The sequence below is a fragment of the Salinimicrobium oceani genome, assembly GCF_012037645.1.
Genome location: NZ_JAAVJR010000002.1, coordinates 222816 through 241331 on the forward strand (window position 1 = coordinate 222816; position 18516 = coordinate 241331).

The 18516-nt window shown below is 38.4% G+C and carries 21 protein-coding genes; 20 read left to right on the plus strand and 1 reads right to left on the minus strand.

Annotated elements, in window-relative coordinates; translation table 11 throughout:
- Positions 1 to 45: 45 nt before the first annotated feature.
- The 15 genes from HC175_RS04490 to HC175_RS04560 all read left to right on the plus strand — a co-directional run bounded on the left by HC175_RS04490 (position 46) and on the right by HC175_RS04560 (position 13122).
- On the plus strand, positions 46 to 390 hold the full coding sequence (locus HC175_RS04490) for a SpoIIAA family protein (RefSeq protein ID WP_235942520.1): 345 nt from the start codon (positions 46 to 48) through the stop codon (positions 388 to 390).
- Entirely contained in the window at positions 375 to 1739 is a 1365-nt protein-coding gene (gene nhaA, locus HC175_RS04495; RefSeq protein ID WP_168025981.1) for a Na+/H+ antiporter NhaA, read from the plus strand. The genes HC175_RS04490 and nhaA overlap by 16 nt, the downstream gene beginning before the upstream one ends.
- Positions 1740 to 1908: 169 nt before the next feature.
- Positions 1909 to 2319 carry a SpoIIAA family protein gene (locus HC175_RS04500; protein ID WP_317172082.1) on the plus strand — a complete coding sequence of 137 codons (411 nt, stop codon included), beginning with the start codon at positions 1909 to 1911 and terminating at the stop codon, positions 2317 to 2319.
- A 76-nt stretch (positions 2320 to 2395) separates the two neighbouring features.
- Entirely contained in the window at positions 2396 to 2572 is a 177-nt protein-coding gene (locus tag HC175_RS04505) for a hypothetical protein (protein WP_168025980.1), read from the plus strand.
- Between the two features lie 424 nt (positions 2573 to 2996).
- The gene (locus tag HC175_RS04510) at positions 2997 to 3623 is read left to right on the plus strand and encodes a cation diffusion facilitator family transporter (RefSeq protein WP_168025979.1); all 627 of its coding nucleotides are present in this window, start codon (positions 2997 to 2999) and stop codon (positions 3621 to 3623) included.
- A gap of 127 nt (positions 3624 to 3750) precedes the next feature.
- Positions 3751 to 3927, plus strand: a complete 177-nt coding sequence (locus HC175_RS04515; protein ID WP_168025978.1) for a hypothetical protein — start codon at positions 3751 to 3753, stop codon at positions 3925 to 3927.
- 354 nt (positions 3928 to 4281) lie between these two features.
- Positions 4282 to 5598: an APC family permease gene (locus HC175_RS04520; protein WP_168025977.1), complete on the plus strand. Its 1317-nt coding sequence runs from the start codon at positions 4282 to 4284 to the stop codon at positions 5596 to 5598.
- A 378-nt stretch (positions 5599 to 5976) separates the two neighbouring features.
- Positions 5977 to 6768, plus strand: coding sequence for a cation efflux transmembrane domain-containing protein (locus tag HC175_RS04525; RefSeq protein ID WP_209309364.1), 792 nt, complete (start codon positions 5977 to 5979; stop codon positions 6766 to 6768).
- Positions 6769 to 7397: 629 nt separating this feature from the next.
- Positions 7398 to 8408, plus strand: a complete 1011-nt coding sequence (locus HC175_RS04530) for a sodium:calcium antiporter (RefSeq protein WP_168025976.1) — start codon at positions 7398 to 7400, stop codon at positions 8406 to 8408.
- Between the two features lie 224 nt (positions 8409 to 8632).
- Complete coding sequence (locus HC175_RS04535) at positions 8633 to 9121, plus strand: asparaginase domain-containing protein (protein ID WP_168025975.1); 489 nt, start codon at positions 8633 to 8635, stop codon at positions 9119 to 9121.
- A gap of 41 nt (positions 9122 to 9162) precedes the next feature.
- Positions 9163 to 10038: a helix-turn-helix domain-containing protein gene (locus HC175_RS04540; RefSeq protein ID WP_235942521.1), complete on the plus strand. Its 876-nt coding sequence runs from the start codon at positions 9163 to 9165 to the stop codon at positions 10036 to 10038.
- Positions 10039 to 10281: 243 nt separating this feature from the next.
- Complete coding sequence (locus HC175_RS04545; RefSeq protein ID WP_168025974.1) at positions 10282 to 11118, plus strand: RteC domain-containing protein; 837 nt, start codon at positions 10282 to 10284, stop codon at positions 11116 to 11118.
- A gap of 317 nt (positions 11119 to 11435) precedes the next feature.
- A complete protein-coding gene (locus HC175_RS04550; protein ID WP_168025973.1) occupies positions 11436 to 11720 on the plus strand; it encodes a helix-turn-helix domain-containing protein in 285 nt (94 codons plus the stop codon).
- Positions 11721 to 11723: 3 nt separating this feature from the next.
- Positions 11724 to 12476, plus strand: coding sequence for a hypothetical protein (locus HC175_RS04555; protein ID WP_168137305.1), 753 nt, complete (start codon positions 11724 to 11726; stop codon positions 12474 to 12476).
- Positions 12460 to 13122, plus strand: a complete 663-nt coding sequence (locus HC175_RS04560; RefSeq protein ID WP_168025971.1) for an ATPase — start codon at positions 12460 to 12462, stop codon at positions 13120 to 13122. Before HC175_RS04555 ends, HC175_RS04560 begins: the two co-directional genes overlap by 17 nt.
- A gap of 158 nt (positions 13123 to 13280) precedes the next feature.
- Here the strand turns inward: HC175_RS04560 and HC175_RS04565 are convergent, their stop codons facing one another.
- Positions 13281 to 13931, minus strand: coding sequence for an N-acetylmuramoyl-L-alanine amidase family protein (locus HC175_RS04565; protein WP_235942522.1), 651 nt, complete (start codon positions 13929 to 13931; stop codon positions 13281 to 13283).
- A gap of 194 nt (positions 13932 to 14125) precedes the next feature.
- Between HC175_RS04565 and HC175_RS04570 the strand changes: the two genes are divergently transcribed.
- From HC175_RS04570 to HC175_RS04590, 5 genes are read left to right on the plus strand one after another with little or no spacing between them, the layout of a single operon-like run.
- Positions 14126 to 14413, plus strand: coding sequence for a hypothetical protein (locus tag HC175_RS04570; RefSeq protein WP_168025969.1), 288 nt, complete (start codon positions 14126 to 14128; stop codon positions 14411 to 14413).
- Positions 14413 to 14697 carry a hypothetical protein gene (locus HC175_RS04575; RefSeq protein ID WP_168137306.1) on the plus strand — a complete coding sequence of 95 codons (285 nt, stop codon included), beginning with the start codon at positions 14413 to 14415 and terminating at the stop codon, positions 14695 to 14697. The genes HC175_RS04570 and HC175_RS04575 overlap by 1 nt, the downstream gene beginning before the upstream one ends.
- Positions 14684 to 17095 (plus strand): TraG family conjugative transposon ATPase, encoded by a 2412-nt coding sequence (locus tag HC175_RS04580; protein ID WP_168025967.1) that lies wholly within the window; start codon positions 14684 to 14686, stop codon positions 17093 to 17095. The genes HC175_RS04575 and HC175_RS04580 overlap by 14 nt, the downstream gene beginning before the upstream one ends.
- The gene (locus tag HC175_RS04585; RefSeq protein WP_146831850.1) at positions 17092 to 17661 is read left to right on the plus strand and encodes a TrbJ/VirB5 family protein; all 570 of its coding nucleotides are present in this window, start codon (positions 17092 to 17094) and stop codon (positions 17659 to 17661) included. The genes HC175_RS04580 and HC175_RS04585 overlap by 4 nt, the downstream gene beginning before the upstream one ends.
- A gap of 2 nt (positions 17662 to 17663) precedes the next feature.
- Positions 17664 to 18506, plus strand: coding sequence for a hypothetical protein (locus HC175_RS04590; RefSeq protein WP_168025966.1), 843 nt, complete (start codon positions 17664 to 17666; stop codon positions 18504 to 18506).
- Positions 18507 to 18516 lie beyond the last annotated feature (10 nt).

The window sequence follows — 18516 nt, forward strand, 5'->3', positions numbered from 1 at the left end:
GGAATAAATTAAATAATAATTAAAAGAGGAGTTATGCTACAAATATTGGGACAAACAGAAGGGAATTTAATAGCCACAAGGGCAACAGGAAATTTGACTGAAGCCGATTACGATAAGCTATTGCCCCTGCTGAACAACATAGTGGAGAAACATAAAAAAATTCGCTGTTATTTTGAAATGGAGGGTTTTGAAGGATGGAAACCAAAAGCCTTTTGGGAAGATTTGAAATTCGATGTCCAACATGCCAACAAATTTGAAAAAGTGGCCATGGTAGGGGATGAAAAATGGGAAGATTGGATGACGGATTTGATGAAACCTTTTACCTCTGCCGAAGTAAAATTTTTTGAAATAAACCATGCAAGCGAAGGACAAAAATGGATAGAGAAGTAAAAAAGGAATCTACCCCTATAAGCTACATGAAGGAAACTGGCCGAAAATTCCTTGACCGGGAAACCGCAGGCGGCCTTCTGCTCATTTTTGCTACTTTGGTCGCTTTGGTATTGGCCAATACCGGTGTGGCCGATATATACCACCATTACCTGACTGATGAAATTGTTATAGGGGCATCGGAGCACCTGGAAATTTCCCTTTCGGTGGAAGAATGGATCAACGACGGCCTGATGGTAATCTTCTTTCTGGTGGCCGGTCTCGAATTGAAAAGAGAAGTAATGGTAGGAGAGTTGTCTAATTTCAAAAAAGCTTCCATGCCTATATTTGCTGCCCTGGGTGGCATGCTCGTACCGGCTTTACTTTTTTTCCTATTCAACCTTAACATGCCTACAGCCAAAGGCTGGGGTATTCCCATGGCTACCGATATTGCCTATTCCCTTGGAATACTGGGTCTCTTAGGAAAGCGGGTGCCTGTGCAGTTAAAGATATTTCTGGTAGCTTTGGCCATTGCCGATGATATCGGTGCGATTCTGGTCATTGCCATTTTTTACAGCAGTCAAATAGCCTGGATGAACCTGCTGATTGCAGGAGGGGCTCTGCTAATACTGGCCATATTGAACAAGACAGGGATAAAACACCTGTCTTTGTATATTTTACTGGGAATTGTATTATGGCTGGCTTTCCTTGACTCCGGAATACATCCCACCCTGGCCGGGGTGCTGTTTTCCCTTACCATTCCCATTAAACCGAAATTAGAAAGTGGGGATTTTCAACAACGGACAAAGTCCCATGTGCAGGAGTTGGAAAAAATTGACCTGGTAAACACCCATCTGCTCACTGATAAGAAGCAACAGAATATTCTGGAAACAATTCGAAATGACACGAAGCACACCCACCCTCCCCTGCTGCGGCTGGAAAATGCGCTTACCGGTTTCAATGCCTTCTTTATCATTCCGGTCTTTGCGTTGGCCAATGCAGGAGTAGAACTCAGTCTTGGAATTTCAGAAGTACTATCAAGTCCTTTGGGTCTCGGAATTTTAACAGGATTGGTGCTGGGGAAAGTATGCGGCATTACCGCCTTCTCCTATTTAGGTGCTAAACTGGGCTTTGCCCGCCTGCCGGTAGGCCTCCGCTGGAAACATATTGTAGGAGTCGGGCTGATAGCCGGTATCGGGTTCACCATGTCCCTGTTTATCACGAACCTGGCATTTGCAGATGAAAACCTTGTTCAGGTAGCGAAAATAAGTATCCTGCTTGCTTCACTTGTAGCAGCCATAGCCGGTGTGCTTGTGCTTAGTCTGGGGAAGACCCGGAGCGCTAAGCAACAAGAGCTGGGAGAAGTTTTTTAAGGTTTTTTGTGAAAGCCAGAGCATTGTCAAAACAAAAACCGGAAGGAGTTGGTCATTTTAAGAACTTTAAAAGGAACTAAAATGCAACTAATATTAACATTGAGTCCTATGGGAACTGCTCTAGTTGGAGAGGCTAAGTATATGTCACAGTAATTTTGAAGATTTTACTGTGGTAGACAAATTAGAAGTATTTTTAAGTAAAATATTAAAAATTATGATAAACCTTTTAAATTCAGATAGAGACAACCTTATAGCCGTGGAAGTGAGCGGTAAGGTTTCAAAAGAGGAAGTGGAAAATTTGCATCCGCTTATCGATAAAATTATTGCTAAAAACAATAAAGTGGATTTTTATTTTGAACTGCACGATTTCTACGGTTACGATTTGGAAGGATTGTGGGCAGATCTAAAAATAGATGCTGCACATATTTCCGACTACGGAAATATGGCTATTGTTGGAGATAAAATATGGCAGGAAAAGACTACAAAGGTTTTAAATTTCTTTTCAGGCTCTCAAATAAAATACTTTGATTTAAACGAAAAGGATACGGCCAAAGCCTGGATTGGTTTAGTAAAGGCGTAGTCTTCAGCAAAAATCCTTCTTGAGATAGAAAACTGTCAACAAACAGGAAAAAATTGTTCAACAAAAATAACTCATTATGGAATGGCTATTTGAAGATTTTAAAACAGATTTGGAATCCCTGAACCCGCCAGTCAGGGAAAAAGCTCTTGAAATAGCTAACGAGCTTGTGAAAGAGGAAAAGTATACAAAAAAAGAAGCGATAACCGAAGCCATTAAACAGGCGGAAGAATGGTTTTATGATCTGGAAGGATGAAATCTAAGGCATAAGCCAATAACTTTCCTGTGAACCCTATCAGAAAGTATTGGTCAAAGTGGAATGTAATCGCTGTTTCCTAAAAAGTAGACCTAATCTTTGGGTTGTTGTGAACAATATTAAAACTTAAATTTCAAAAAATGGAAAAATTTGATGTAACTATTATAGGATCTGGCCCGGGCGGAAAATTTGAAAACGTGTTCAATTAAAATTTTCCGTGGGCTTTCCCCGGAGAATTTTGCCATTTGAAGAACAAACATTAGACAAACGATTCTGATAGGGAACAAAGAATGGCAGGGATGGTGAAAAACCTGACGGAGCCGCTTTTTACCCCTGGGATCTGCTTCTTTAAATCACCTATGAGAATAAAGTCCATAGGTGGCTCAGAAGCTAAGCTTACAGAATTTAAACATAAAATAAAATTATGGCAGACAAGGAAAGAAAAAAATATTTAAGAAAAGCAGAGACAGTTCAAAAGTACAATGTGTTTTATGATACCATTGAAGTAGGTGTGTCCTTAACGGCTGGATTTACGTCCGGTAGTGCAGCCTTGATTGGCTGGGGGCTCGACAGTGTTATTGAAGTTATTTCGGCAAGTACCCTCTGGTGGAGGTTACATGGTGAAATTCATGATATTAGTGATAAACGGGTAAAGAAAAGAGAAAAAATCACCCTCTACGTAATTGCTACTTCTTTTTTAATTGTTAGTACTTTTATTACCTACGACTCTATAACAAAGTTACTCAACAAAGAAACTCCTTCCTGGAGTACTTTGGGATTAATAATTTTATTGGTTTCACTCGTGGTTAACCCTATCCTGATTTGGTACAAATTCAGGTACGGTAAAAAGCTGGACAGCCAGGAATTAATAGCCGACTCCAAAGATACCTTTGTGTGTTTGTATCAAACCATTGCTGTATTGGGAGGTTTACTGGCGGTTCAGTATCTAGATTGGTGGTGGGCCGATCCGGTGGCTGCTCTTCTGATTGTTCCTTATGCCCTTAAAGAAGGATGGGAGGCTTTACAAAATGGAAGAAAGGTTGAATATTAAGGATTAAATAATGGATCTCCACTCTTTCATTAATTAATTATAATGCGGAAAAGTGCTCCACGATTATTTTTTTCTAATTTATAGGAGTGAAGCTTTCAGTAACTTTTGATAGCAAAAAAATAAAACAATGAAAGGAGCAGAACAATTTGAGGAATTTCACCAGCGGCTTAGTGTTCTTGATGAAGAAGTGCGGGAAGCAGTCTTAAACTATGCTGTCTCTTTCTACCAAGACAGAAATTGCACTAAAGAGGAAGCATTGGAAATGGGAATTGCAAAAGCTGAATTAGAGAAAAGGAATCTATAAAACGAGAAAACGTTGACGAATGTTCAAAATATTGGAAGAAGCCTTGTTCTTAAGGAGAGGAAGCCTTTGCGATAAAAGAAACGGGCATAAAAACATTTGTTTTTCCAGGCAATTTTCTTTACTAGCAAAAGTAACATCAAAAATGCCGTTGGTGTTTAGTTTTGACATTTTAAGTAAAATGCTATTGGAGGATTTAAATTAACCTTAAACATATCAGTGACATTTAAACAATCCTTGAGTGGGTAAAAAGCGTAAAACAGATAATATTTTACTGAAGTTTTTTTACCTCGACAGATTTTGATTTCCTGATTATTTAAAAGAATTAGCATTTAAATGAATTTAAAAAGTTAAAGTATGGCTGAACTAAAAAAATCATTAGGAACTTTAAGGCTCACCTTTTATGGTGTGGGCACGATTGTAGGCGCAGGAATTTATACTGTTATTGGTGCCGCAGCCGGGCAGGCGGGTTATGACCTTTGGCTCAGTTTTATTTTGGCCGCAGTTGCCGCAAGTTTCTCTGCGGTATCTTATGCGGAACTATCCTCAACTTTTCCCAATGCAGGTGCCGAATTCATCTTTTTAAAAAAGGCTTTTCCTAAGATCCACATCCCCTCGTTTCTTACCGGCTGGACCATTGCTTTTCATAGTTCTGCTACCATTGCAGCAGTATTACTGGCTTTTTCGGGATATCTTAATGTGTTCTTTCAATTTCCTTCATTGTTGATTAGCTACGGGGCTTTAATTTTACTTGCTTTAATCAGCATCACAGGAATAAAGAAATCCTCTACCGCCAATATTTTTATGGTGAGTATTCAATTACTCGGGCTGTTGATTCTAATAGTAGTAGGACTAACAAGCACAGGTGCACCGGAAAAAGAGTTTTTTCAAATTGAATCCTTTGAAAATACCCTGGCAGCAACCGCCACACTCTTTTTTATTTATACCGGTTTTGAGCATATGGCGGCTTTGGGCTCGGAAGTAAAAAATCCCGGAAAGACAATCCCCAGGGCTTTTTTATTGACAATGCTCATTACTACAATTATTTATTTGTTTATTTCTTTTACGGTTTTGAACATCAGCAATCCCTCTAAATTGGCCAATGAGGACTCCCCCCTTTCAGTTGCTGCATCGAATTTGAATTCCTGGCTCCCTGTTGTATTGGCGGTTGCTGCACTGTTTGCAACTGCCAATGCTGCCTTTAGTGGAATTATCTCTATAAGCAGGTTATTGTTTGGGATGGCAAAAACCGGCGAACTTCCGACATTTATAGAAAAAACCAACAAGCAAAAAGTGCCCTGGGCGGCAACATTGATTGTTCTTGTGGCAGTTGGCGCTTTCCTCCTCCTTGGAGACATAAAAACAGTGGCAGGAATGTCTTCTTTAGGAGCTTTACTAGTCTTTATAGCAGTCAATATTGCACTTATAGTTTTGAGGTATAAGGCCCCCGAGCAGGAAAGACCGTTTAAAGTACCATTATCCCTTGGTAAATTGCCTGTTTTGCCCATTTTGGCCATTTTAATAAGTGCAAGTCTGACAATCCAGTATCAATGGCAGGTATATGCTGCTTTTGGGGGGGCTATAGTAGTGGGTGTTGTACTACATTATTTTTTGGACAGGAAACCCAAAAAAGAATTAAAACCGGAGGAAGAGAAGGAGCTGTTCGGCCATTAAAACTTCTAAAGCGAATTACTATGGTGTGGACATTGGGAGATTTTCAAACTGAATTTGGAATCCAAAAATAAAGAAGAAGGCACTCGAAATTACCAGTCAACTAATAAAAAACGGAAATTTTTCAGAAAAGGTATACGGGTGAAGCTATAAAAGGAGCTGCAGAACGGTTTTATGATTTAGCAAAATGAAAACAAGAACACAAGAAGGTAACAAAATGACCCTTGATTAATAAAGAATGAAAGATCAAAAACAAAAAGATTATTTGAAAAACAGCGAGAAAAGTACAGAATATCAATGTTGTTTCCATTTCGGTAGAGACAGTAGTATCTTTAGGAGTGAGTTTTTGAAAATAATTTTGTGGTACTAAATAGAATTTAAATGAAAAGATCAAATTTTACCATTCAGAAAATGGATTGTCCTTCTGAAGAGCAAATGATCCGGATGAAATTAGAGGCTTACCCTCAAGTAAAATACCTCGATTTTGATATACCCAATAGAAAATTGCAAGTGTATCATTTGGATGGCATTGAGGATATACAAACATCAATAGCCAGTTTAAAGCTTGGGGATACACTTCAGGGAACCGAAGAAGCCGAGCCTCCCGTATGGGAAGACCAATCTAAACAAAAAAATATTCTTTGGTGGGTCCTGGGAATCAATTTTGGTTTTTTCATTATCGAAATGACCACGGGGTGGATTTCGTCTTCTATGGGTCTTATTGCAGATTCCCTGGATATGCTGGCAGACTCCATAGTGTACGCACTAAGTCTGTTCGCGGTTGGTGGTGCTATTTCAAGAAAGAAGAAAGTGGCAAAGTTTAGCGGGTACTTCCAAATGGCACTGGCGACATTTGGATTTATGGAAATTTTAAGAAGATTCTTTAGTGAAAGTGAAATACCAATGTTTCAATGGATGATCATTGTTTCCATTTTTGCCTTACTGGGCAATCTTATTTCGCTTTGGTTGATCAACCAAGCCAAAAGTAAGGAAGCGCATATGCAGGCGAGCGCGATTTTTACTTCTAACGATATTATTGTAAATGGCGGGGTAATCCTGGCCGGTGTGCTGGTATATTTTCTCGATAGTAAATGGCCCGATTTGGTGATTGGTGGAATCGTGTTCACTTTTGTAATGCGCGGTGCCCTTAGAATTTTAAAAATATCCAAGTGACGGGGCAAGATGTATTTGAGATTATAAGAAGAGACTTAAAATACTCTTTGAACATGTAAGATTATCTGCCAAACAATATACCGATATATTCACAGATAAAAACCCATGATAGAATAGGTATTTTCCAAAGAACGCATATTGTGAAGAAACTATGAATTAAAATTGAAGCAATTGCTCTGTTTTCCGAAGAAAATCATATAAAAAAGCCAGTTTCAAGAAAAAAGAAAGCCAAATGACTGTAGATCCAAAAACCAGAAGGAAAATAAAAAAGATAAAGAATAAAAAATCCCCGAAAAGTAAAATTACCAGAAAGGACAGAATAAATGGAATTTTAATGCTTATAGGCTTATTTGTATTAGCATTTTTATTTTTTTGGTTTGTTTTGAAAGACTTACAAGGCTAATTTTTCTTGGAATTTGTTTTTAAGGTTTGGAAGAAGAGAAATAAAAAAGGTTCTAACAGAAGTTTAGGAGAAAGTTCCTTTATCTTTTTTTAAACTGGGATAATTCTCTATTCGGTTTTAATTAAGGCTAAGATAAGTCTGAGAAACTATTTCGCAAGAAAGGATGTTCATCAGCTAGAAAAACGAAATTTATTTTGAGAACTTAAAAAAATCTTTAAAAGCAGATATGAGTACATGGATCTGGGCATTGGTTTTGCTTGCTGCCGTATGGCTGGCAAATTGGGGCGCAGAACATTTAGCAACACCTTTAAAAAAACTAAGGAAGCAATGGGGCTTTTCTGTGGCTGCCGGAGGAGCCCTCGTAGGGATAGCTTCGGCAAGCCCTGAAATAGGAGTTAACATTGCCAGCGCTGTTACAGGTGTAGGCGATATAGGTTTAGGGACAATGCTGGGCTCCAATGTTATTGCCATTCCTCTAATGGTCATCACGGCTTATATAGCTACAAGGAATCTGAAGAAAAAGAAGGCTGAAAAAAACCATGGACAACATATCAAAGAGCAGCTGCTAAAAGTAGACCCAACCGCTGTCACCGTACAGGCTATCCCTTATTTGGTAATTGTGGCGGTAGTGGCGATACTCACCGTTCCTAAGCAGTGGCGGGGTTTACAGCCTGTGGATGGTTGGATCATGCTGGGTTTGTATGTAATTTTTCTTACCCAGGCCCTTTTAAGGGGAAGAAAAGAAAAGGAAAAAATAGAATGGAAAAAAAAAGAAATCTGGCTGGCAGTGGCAGGTGTAGCTGCTCTGGGGCTGGGGGCCTTTTTTACTGTTCGAGCTACGGAGAATTTAGTTGCCGCCTTTGGTATTTCTAAAGTGGTAGGTGGTTTATTTATAACAGCGCCTATGGCTGCGCTTCCTGAAATCTTTGCCACCTGGAGTGTAGCCAAAAGCGGGCAGATAACCTCTGCCGTCACTAGTGTAATAGGCGATCATGCGGCTACTTTAGCAGTAGCATTTTTGCCCCTTGCCCTGGTAACGGTACCGGTTGAAAATTTCCCTTTGTTCATTACCGTCCTAAGTTTTGTGGGCCTTGTAGCTATACTTTATGCTGCTTTTATTCACTGGGGAAGTAGTGAAGGAGAGCATGGCTTTAAACGCTGGCAGGTTTATACCTTGGGTGCTGTTTTATTTGTTTACGTGGCGGTTGTTCTCTTTTGGGTGCTGAACTATTTTTAGCAGTGGGCAAAGTAGTATTTAAGCCTATAGACCATTCTATTAACCGTTTGTTTTTTCAGAGATATGCTAAAGATTACAAGTTACCCACAAAAGAACTTAATCGAAACAGTTGCCATAGCAAAGTTGACTGAAGCCGATTGGGTACGGGTAAAAAAAGGGAAAGGATCACCCTGTAAAGAGTAAGTATCTTATCTTTAGTACGTAAAATCCCAAATCTTACAATTTTGATACATATACTTACCACAGGAGGCACCATCGAAGGCCTGGATTATAATCAAAAACAAAGCGCCAGAAAAATTTCATTAAGTAATTTTCTGGAATCAGCAAATGTTTCATTTCCTTTTACCTTGGAGGAAGTCTTCAAAAAAGACAGTCGTTTCATAACTCAGGAAGACCGGGAATTTTTAGCAGAGAGAATTAAAGCAACCGGTTCTTCTAAAATATTGATCACCCACGGCACTTTCACTATGGAAGATACTGCGGCGCATATAGGAAAACTTAACCTTGATAAAACAATTGTTCTCGTAGGTTCATTTATCTTAGGTTCATCAAAGAACACGGATGCACCTTTTAATTTAGGTTATGCGATATGCTCCTTGCAATTTTTAAAACCTGATGTATATGTTGCTATGAACGGCAGGATTTTTCATTGGAGCAATGTGACTAAAAATTTAAAGACAAATAAATTCGAGCCTAAAGATGAAAAACAATGATGTTTGGCACTTCAATCCATTGGACGACCTTTTTCTATCTTTTGATTGACACCATTATTGTACTTATTGCTGTCATTCAAAATGCAAAGCTAAAACGCCTGAGCCTAAGAAGGTATATAATTCTAGGGTTGCTGTATATTGCTTACAACTTAACCGGGGGATTCCTCCCAACAGAAAGTTTTCCTGATCCAATAATTGTTCAATACATCATTACTTATGGCGTAGCAATAGCACTATGTGTATACATAATTTATTATTTGTATAAGGACTATGATATTGAATTTTTAAAATTCGGTTCCACTATTCCCAATATTGCTATACTGGTAGGTTGTAGTTTTATTCTGTTATTCTTAATTCCCTACTTCCTTACAAATTCTTTAGATTCAGCAAGGCTTCTTTTCACGATCCCGGTTTCAATTATAGCATTTATTTTTCTCGGCTTATTTTACAGAAGGATTTCAAACATCGACAATCCAAATTCATTTGTTTCTAAAAAAAACAGATTAGCCATCATAAGTATCTCTTGCATAGCCCTTTTGCCCATACTAACAGTTATAGGTGATTATCAATGGTTAACATTCACTGTAATGAACCTGGCTTTCTATGCAATAACAGTTATTGAAGTAAATAGATACCTTCGTTTTCTGAAGAATAAGCCTGAAGCCTTCGAAGTCTTTGCTTTTCAAAAAGTAGAAGGAAATGAAGCCCTGAAAAACAAAATAATTTATGGAGATCTGACAAGAAGGGAAGTTGAAATTGCATTATCCATTTTACGAGGATTATCCTATAAAGAAATTGCCAAAGATTTTTTCATAGCAGAAAGCACTGTTTCTAAACATGCCTCAAATATTTTTAAAAAAACTGCGGTCAAGAATAGAGGTCAATTCATATCCCGCTTCAAGCCAAAGAATGAATAGCTTCAATACTATTTTGGGTTTCTAGCTCGTATTCCGTAGGAAAATACGGGCTTTTCCGTAATAAAATACGGCATCAATTACTGACAGTAAAGGTATTTGTGATTATCTTCAAGGAGGTTCTTTAGCTGTAAGGAAAGTACCTCCCAATTTCCTTTTTGATCATTCGTAGTCGATAGACTCGAATGGACTATCTAACCATTTATATAAAAAAGTGTATGATGCTTTACAGTAAAATTGTTACAGATGGATACAGAATTGCTCTCATACAAGCTATTGGAAGATCTGAAGGAAATCAAACTTCACAGTAAGAATATCCTTAAACAATCCTATCGCTCTATTGAAGTCTGTCGTAACCTACTCATTACACTCAAAAGAGAAGTCATAGCTAAAGGCTTTGACTCAATTGAAGCCGAAATTGAATTCTTTAAAACTATAAAACAGGCTCCCCTAGTTCAACTCATTTATTTCTCAGAAATCCATTCCTTTGAAATCCAGTTTCCAAAAGCGGATAAAAACTCCCAGCTTAAATTCATAAAAAAGAAAATTGGTAAGCTAAATCGTTTCTTTCTGTACAATATGGATTTCGGGCAGTATGTCAATTCCGGGGCCACCCATTTCGACAAAGAATATTACACCCGGGATTACCTGGATAGCTTTCATATAACCACTTCAAAATTCTATTTTCAGGACCCTGATTTTTGCACGCCCAGGGACATGCTCCTAGGTAAATTCAAAGCCTACAATACATTGGTTATTTATCTGGATGAACGAATGTCCAATGTTGAAAATAATCTTAATGGAAAAGAGGTAAAGCTCCATGCCACCGAAAAAATACATTGGCCATTTACGAATTCGGATTGGGTGGAATTGGTTTATGCCCTATGGTATAATGGACTTCGAAACCAAAATGGCCTTAGCATTATGAAGGTTTCACAAAAGCTTCAGGAAATCTTTGATTATACACCAAGGGACATCTACAAAACCAATCAGGACATCAAGGGCAGAAAAAATAGCAGGACGTTATTTCTTGACCAATTAGCGACCTCACTACTTTCCGAAATGGATAAGAGTGAAGACTAAAATTTTTGGATTTTTTGATCTTCCAGAATTGATAAAAAAAGACCGTACTACGGTTGACCTACCGAAATCGATATTTTTTTCAAACCTCCATTTAATTTAATGTTATTTGAAGATTTAAGTTTAAAATTTATAGGATAAAAACAGCCAAAGTTCATCAAATTTCAAAATGTTAAACTTTGACCGTACTACGGTCGTACTGGGGAATAAAATCCAGTAATCCCTCCCAATTTTGTAGAACGAAAGTCAAATTCAGTCAGGGGCTATCAATTTAAAAAGTTTAACCCTTTGGTAGTCCCTTTCTTCTAAAAAATTCTATTATGCCAACAAGTATAATTACCACAGACGATCTTCGGGAATTCAAAATGGAATTGCTCGATGAGATTAAAGACCTTCTTGCCAAACAAACTTCAGGAAGAATTAAAAAATACCTTAAATCTTCCGAAGTGATGGACCTGCTCCAGGTAAGTCCGGGAACCCTTCAAAATTTACGAATAAATGGTACGCTCCCATACACAAAAGTGGGCGGAATCATATATTACGATGCAGAGGAAATCCAGAACGTGATGGATACCAATCGTGTGCAGCATGGTTTAAATTCCTAAGCGATGAATTATATAAAGCTTCTTAATGCGGCTTTTGAAAAATTTTTTTTTGATGACCGCCTAAATCCAACGCACATCAGCCTGTATATGGCTTTGTTTCAGGAATGGAACAGTAGCCGGTTTGCCGATGAATTTTTCGTTAACCGCAGAGAGTTGATGCGTGTAGCCAAAATCGGCTCCAAATCCACATACCATAGGTGTGTCACGGATCTTGATACCTGGAGATACCTCTGCTATTTTCCGTCGAATAACCCTTACAAAGGCAGTAAGATCAAGATGTCCATTATCGGGACAAGTGATGAATCGGAGACGGGACAGTACAATCCCAGATTAGAACATCTTGCGGAACGCTACCATCCCAAAAATGAACCAGTGGTGTACCAGCACCGTCCCACCAATGGACAAGCTGTGGACTCGCACCGTCCCGTGAGTGGACAAGCATTGGTATCTTATATAAACAATACTAAACAAGTAAACATTAATAAACAGCCAAAGGACAGGCAGGCTGTTTTATTTTTTTTTGAGGAAAAAGATTTTTCTGCTGATGAAGGAAAAAAATTCTATGAACATTATCAGGCAGATGATTGGAAAACCAGTGACGGAAAAGCGATAAGGGATTGGCGTGCCCTGGCCAAAAACTGGATGGACCGAATAGAATTATTCGGAGAGGAAAACAAACAAAACAAAAAGCGAGCGTCCCAAAATCAGGACAACCTCAGAACCACTAAAGCAAAAGATTATGGACAACCCCTCTAAAATTATCGAAGGTGGTATGGAATATTCCCTGGGAAAGTTTGATGGGAAAACCGTTGTTTACGATTTTCCAAAAATGCTCATCTACCTAAATGCCAAAGGAAAACTTCTATTCGGACAAAAATTCCGGATCTATGAGGACGACCGTGATATTTTACTGAAGCTGTGCTCTTATTTTATAAAGGAAAAAGATAACTGCCAGAAATTTGGGATAGATCTTGAAAAAGGTATTTTGCTGTCCGGCCCGGTCGGATGCGGCAAAACAAGTTTGATGAAGTTATTACACCATCTGGTTCCTTTGCAGCGGCCTTACGAAATGATTCCCTGCCGGAATGTGACCTTCAGCTTCAACCATTTGGGCTATAAAACGATTGAAGAATACGGGAACACCAAATTCTTTTGTTTTGATGATCTGGGTGTTGAACCACCCGGTCGCTATTACGGCAAAGACTGTAACGTAATGGGCGAAGTCCTTTTATCGCGATATGAATTTTTTCTACAGACAAAGCAACACATAAAAACCCACGCAACGACCAACCTTAACGCTGAGGAGCTGGAAGAACGTTACGGAAACAGAGTCCGAAGCCGTATGCGGGAATTATTCAATCTTGTTGCTTTTGATGAAACCGTGGGGGATAAGCGGAAATAGAAATGGGCATCTATGATATAAATTTGAAGAGATAATAACAACTTATCATCAAGCCATGGTTCATTTTTTTAAGTCCGAAAGTTGCTTTAAAGTTTCTGAAACGAAAGCTTTTACAACATCCCCAATACTTTTAATAATTTCTAAAAATGCTTCTTTCATTATTTCGATTTTAAATGATTATTTATTCCTGATAAAATAGCCAATGCTATTGCTGTAATACCTGATGGTCTGGAAAAATACACTGCCTCAACCGGATTATTCAAAAAGCCTACTTCAATTAGAATAGCAGGACAAAACTTAATCATTTCCCTGAGTACTTGAAAATTGGCAAATTTCATCCCCCTGTTTTCAATGTTTAAATTAAGAGTAGACTCTTTTAGAATTTCATTTCCAAGAGCGATTGAAGTCCTGGTGTTATAGTCATTTTTTATGGATTCAGAATTAAATGTAAAAATTTCCATTCCCTTGGCATCGCTATAAAATGAATTGCAATGCAAGGAAATACATATATCTCCCCTTAATGATTTTGCTAAGTTGATCCTTTCTGAAAGGGTGAAAAAACTATCATCATATCTTGTAAGATAAATGTCGTACACATCTCCAAATATTGTTTTATTGAGCCTGATCATTTCTTTTGCTATGGCCAGGACAACATCTTTTTCCTGGATTCCGTTTATTCCGATCGCACCAGGGTCTTTTCCTCCATGACCAACATCGACAATAATTCTTTTTCGATGTTCTTTTCCCTGCCCAAAAATGAAACACATTTTCAGGAGCAAAACCAGAAAAATGACGTTTTTCAGCTTCATGAGCATTTAAAATTTTCAGGTTGTTACCAGTTCTCCTGGTGATTTCAATTCAGTTTGACATCATTTAATATCAAACTAAACTATTAAAAATCAAATATTATTTTTTATTTATTATGCTGATTTTCAACGTATTATATTGAAATATATGTATTTTTTCCATAACAAAAACAACACAAAATTTTAAACTGTGCTTTATGAAAAAACCAATCTATCCCACGCTCTTTTTGTCCCTGGTTTCTTTACCGCTTTTTGCACAAATCGGGGGAATTGAAAATTCGGTTAATGATATTGCCGATACGATCCGGACCATCTTCCCAATCCTCCTTGGAGTGATCTTTCTTGTCGGCTTCCTGTTTAACGCAGGCCACTTCTTTGGGGAAAATGCAGACCTTAAAAAGGGGATTACCCGGGTGCTCGTCTTTGTCCTTATTGCAGGAGCAGTAGTGGGCATCTTCACCTATTTGATTTCAATCGTGGTCTAATGAAACAGTTTGAAGTCTATAGAAACATTAGGAAAGGGGCTGTCATTTTTGGGCTGCCCATCTCCTCCTTTGCTTTAATGATGATTTGCGTAGTAGCTTCATTACTGGTCATCATTTTCTCTTTCAGCTTCTGGATCATCATTAGTGCTTTGATCCTCAATTGTATCCTTTATTTAGTACTAATCAGAATAACCAGAACATCACAGCTCTTTCAGGTTTCGGTAAAATTTCCAGAAATCATCAGCAACAGAAGAAATTCAAATTTTAATTATGAACAAGATTAATCTTTCGGACTTTACGCCCATAATCGATATTCAGGACAATATCATTTTTGCCAATAATGGTAACGTAGTTCTTTGCTATGAGGGGATGTTACCTGAAATCTACTCTTTATCTGAAAAGGACTTTAAAGATATTCATGGGGTTTGGTTCCAGGCCCTAAAATCTTTGCCCAATGGAAGTGTTGTACACAAACAGGACATTTATTTAAAAAAATCTTATTCTGCGGAGTTATTGCCAAATACTACCTTTTTAGAAAAGGCAACACACGAACATTTCAAAGGCAGGGAATATATGGAACATCGCTGCTATCTGTTTTTTATCCTCACCAAAAACAAAGCATTAAATAACCCGAAGTATGTCAATCCATTTCGAAAGGTCTCTAAAGGGATGTGCCAGGAACTGGATGATAATCTCAAAAGTTTTATCAGCTCTGTGAGCGATTCCGTTTCCTTTATCAATAATAGCCGTAGGATGTCTTTTCTACCTCTGGGCGCCGTGGAAATTCAGGCTTTAACCAATAGCTTTTTTAATGGTTTTTCTGAAGGTTTTGATACAGATATGCTGCTAAATAAATCCAATATTCAGGTTGGCGACAATTATTTTGATGCCCTGGCTATCAACAGCGAACGCTGTTTTGGAGAAACTGTTCAGAGCAGTAAGGTCAATGAAAGGTTTACTTCCGATGAGTTTATATTCCACCAGGGCTTTATTGACGGCCTCGGCTTGACCCTTAATGAAAATCATATGGTAAACCAGATTCTCTACCTGGATGACAAACAAAAATGGCGGAAGCTCCTTGATAACAAAATCGAAGAACTTCATAAAAGTTCAAATTTCGGATCTCAGAATAAGGTTGTGCTGGGTAAAATTCAGCATATCCTTGATCAGATAAATGCGGATGATACGTCCAGAATTATCCGTGGCCATTTCAATGTCATCTATTGGGCTAAGGAAGCCGGAGAGCTGGCCCAGATAGCTTCGAAGGTAAAGACTGAATTTAAGGAACTTGATATTACGCCGTACTACCCGCGGGGGGAAGAACGTAAAAATTATGTAGTGAATAGCTACTGTTGTTTCTCTTCCAATTTTTCCAATTCAGATCTATATGTGACCGATTTAAAACATGCGCTGTGCCTGCTGATTAATAATACCAATTATAAATCTGATCCCACAGGAATCATCTTCAATGACCGGGAACACAACATCCCGGTGCTAAAGGATGTATGGGACGAGGGAAAGAAGCGGATTAAAGCCCGGAACTTTGCCATTTTTGCCCCTACAGGGGAAGGAAAATCTTTTCTGGCCAATAATATTTTGCGCCAGTACTTTGAGAGCGGAGTGCGCCTGGTGATCATTGATCTTGGTGGCTCCTATACAAAATTCGCAAAATTATATCCTGAAAAGTATACTGTTCTGAGATATGAAAGCGGGAAAAATTTGGGTATTAATCCGTTTTACATCAGTAATTCAGAAGATGTCACGCCAGAACGGCTGGAGGATTTGTCAATGTTCCTGTTTGAACTCTTCGGCTCAGATTTAAAAGTCACCAAAGCACAATCAGTTTCGATCAGAAAAATATTGCTCCACTACTATTCGAATGTTCCTGAAAAGCATTCCCTGGATAATTTTTATCGGTTTGTAGAAACCAATCAGAAGGATCTCCTGCAAAAACTGAAGATCCATGCGGATTACTTCAACATAGTGAACTTCCTGCACGTGATGTCAGAATATGTTGGAGATGGCCTGTACAGTTTCCTTTTTGAGATTAGCGAGGACCAGACCTATAAAATTGAAGATAAAAGATTGATTGTTTTTGAGCTTGATGAAGTAAAGGATAACAAGGAAGTTCTTTCAGTAATGCTTAAGCTGATTAAATCCGCTATCCAACGAACCATTTGGAAAAATCGTGCCGAGAAAGGAATTATCCTTTTTGATGAATTTGCGAAGCAGTTGAAATTTGAGAACGTACTGGAAAGCGTGGAATTCTACTATCAGGCAATTCGGAAACAGAACGGGGCAATCGGTATCATCTTACAATCTATTAACCAGCTGCCGAACAATTCCATCTCGGCAAGTATCCTGGAGAACACTCAGGTCATTTACAGCCTGCATAATGAAAAGGGGTATAACGAGCTGGCCAAGCGGTTAAACCTTTCCAGCCACGATCTTAACCAGCTAAAATCCATCAGGAACAATCTTTCCGGGGAACGGAAGTACACTGAAATGTTTATCAAGATTGGAAAGGAAAGCAATGTCTTCCGTCTGGAAGTGCCAAGGGAAGTTTATGCAGCATATTTAACCGATGGATACGAGAATGAAGAAATAATGAAGCTTTATGAAAAGCATCAGGATATGGAGAAAGCAATTACAGAGTATTCATCCAAAAAAATAAAAATATGAGAACAAAAATTTTAATTCTTGGAATGGCTATCTTTTTTAGTCTAAACACCCGGGCCCAGGGAATGCCGGTTTACGATAATACGAACTTTATCAGCCTGGTGAAGTCGCTGGTGGAATCTGCAAAGCAGACTTCCCAACTTTTAAAAACTGCTGAATTCCTGAAACAGCAGAAAGAAAATCTTGAAAAAGTAAACAATGTAGTTAAGCAGTTAAAAGCCGTACAGGAAATAGGCCGGAACAATCAACGTCTTATCAACGTAATGCAGAATGACTTACAGGACATTCTTAACTCACCCTATATCAAACCAGAGGAAATCCAACGGGTGACTGAATCTTTTAGCTCCATTGTAGAAAACTCATTAGAAACAATGGACTTTATTGATGAAATCCTGTCCAGCGATTACCTCAAAATGAGCGATGCCGACCGTGCGTATATCCTAAAAGAAAAGGAAGAAGAATCCAAAATTATGGTTTCAGAAATTACATTGAAAACGAAGCGATACCGTGATATTATTTCTTTCCGAAAGATGCAGGATAAAATCAATAATCGTGAAACAGAATATTAATTATGGCTGCTAATATCATCTTAGGAATAGGTCTGGAATATGTTGATACCATTTTCCAGACCATACAAAATAGTAGTTTCTCGCAATATACCATTGCTGGAATGAAAACGCTTGCCGTCCTTTTCTTTTTAGTCAATATCCTCAAAAAATACAGTGAGGGCGTTGCGGATAAGGATGGCTATACCTGGGGGTTAAGCCCTGGAGAACTGGCCAAAAACTTTGCTGTCGTGCTACTGGTAATTTTCTCGACACAAATTCTCGGCTTTTTTGATGGTATTTTAGTGGCCATTGAAGGCCAATATCGCGGCACGGCCCCAGCTTTACTTCCTTTACAGATGCAGGATATTCCTATTGAAGATGAAGTAAACATTATAAAAGCAGCTCAGGCTGCAATGGCATTGCTCTATGAAGCTTTGGTAACACCCCTTTTTGGTTTCAAAATATTCGCTTTTATAGGAAGTACTATCCTATGGATTCTAGATCTGTTCATTTATCCCTTATTTTTGGCAGAACGCTTTTTCCTACTGGGGATTATGCAAGCGTTTTTCCCATTGGTCATCAGTCTGGCCGTTTTTGAAAAATTCCGTTCCCTGGCTTATAATTTTTTCAAATTGTATACAGCGGTCTATATGCTGGTACCGGCCTTCTTCTTGGTCAATGTCTTTGTCAATGCCATTTATACTGAGATAAACACCAACTTTTGGACGAACTTGTTCGGGACGGATGTAGGCAGCGGCTTTTTTGCCCCAGTTGTACAGCTTGGTTCGGTAGGGTTTATCGTTTTCCTAAAGTTCAAATTGTATCGCCGCGCTACTTCATTTACCCTGAAATTATTTACTGCCTAAAACTAATACA

Excerpts from the sequence above, each read along its gene's own strand:
- nhaA (WP_168025981.1), top strand. The coding sequence starts at position 375 with ATGGATAGAGAAGTAAAAAAGGAATCTACCCCTATAAGCTACATGAAG.
- HC175_RS04505 (WP_168025980.1), top strand. The coding sequence starts at position 2,396 with ATGGAATGGCTATTTGAAGATTTTAAAACAGATTTGGAATCCCTGAAC.
- HC175_RS04510 (WP_168025979.1), top strand. The coding sequence starts at position 2,997 with ATGGCAGACAAGGAAAGAAAAAAATATTTAAGAAAAGCAGAGACAGTT.
- HC175_RS04515 (WP_168025978.1), top strand. The coding sequence starts at position 3,751 with ATGAAAGGAGCAGAACAATTTGAGGAATTTCACCAGCGGCTTAGTGTT.
- HC175_RS04520 (WP_168025977.1), top strand. The coding sequence starts at position 4,282 with ATGGCTGAACTAAAAAAATCATTAGGAACTTTAAGGCTCACCTTTTAT.
- HC175_RS04525 (WP_209309364.1), top strand. The coding sequence starts at position 5,977 with ATGAAAAGATCAAATTTTACCATTCAGAAAATGGATTGTCCTTCTGAA.
- HC175_RS04530 (WP_168025976.1), top strand. The coding sequence starts at position 7,398 with ATGAGTACATGGATCTGGGCATTGGTTTTGCTTGCTGCCGTATGGCTG.
- HC175_RS04545 (WP_168025974.1), top strand. The coding sequence starts at position 10,282 with ATGGATACAGAATTGCTCTCATACAAGCTATTGGAAGATCTGAAGGAA.
- HC175_RS04550 (WP_168025973.1), top strand. The coding sequence starts at position 11,436 with ATGCCAACAAGTATAATTACCACAGACGATCTTCGGGAATTCAAAATG.
- HC175_RS04555 (WP_168137305.1), top strand. The coding sequence starts at position 11,724 with ATGAATTATATAAAGCTTCTTAATGCGGCTTTTGAAAAATTTTTTTTT.
- HC175_RS04560 (WP_168025971.1), top strand. The coding sequence starts at position 12,460 with ATGGACAACCCCTCTAAAATTATCGAAGGTGGTATGGAATATTCCCTG.
- HC175_RS04565 (WP_235942522.1), bottom strand. The coding sequence starts at position 13,931 with ATGAAGCTGAAAAACGTCATTTTTCTGGTTTTGCTCCTGAAAATGTGT.
- HC175_RS04570 (WP_168025969.1), top strand. The coding sequence starts at position 14,126 with ATGAAAAAACCAATCTATCCCACGCTCTTTTTGTCCCTGGTTTCTTTA.
- HC175_RS04575 (WP_168137306.1), top strand. The coding sequence starts at position 14,413 with ATGAAACAGTTTGAAGTCTATAGAAACATTAGGAAAGGGGCTGTCATT.
- HC175_RS04580 (WP_168025967.1), top strand. The coding sequence starts at position 14,684 with ATGAACAAGATTAATCTTTCGGACTTTACGCCCATAATCGATATTCAG.
- HC175_RS04585 (WP_146831850.1), top strand. The coding sequence starts at position 17,092 with ATGAGAACAAAAATTTTAATTCTTGGAATGGCTATCTTTTTTAGTCTA.
- HC175_RS04590 (WP_168025966.1), top strand. The coding sequence starts at position 17,664 with ATGGCTGCTAATATCATCTTAGGAATAGGTCTGGAATATGTTGATACC.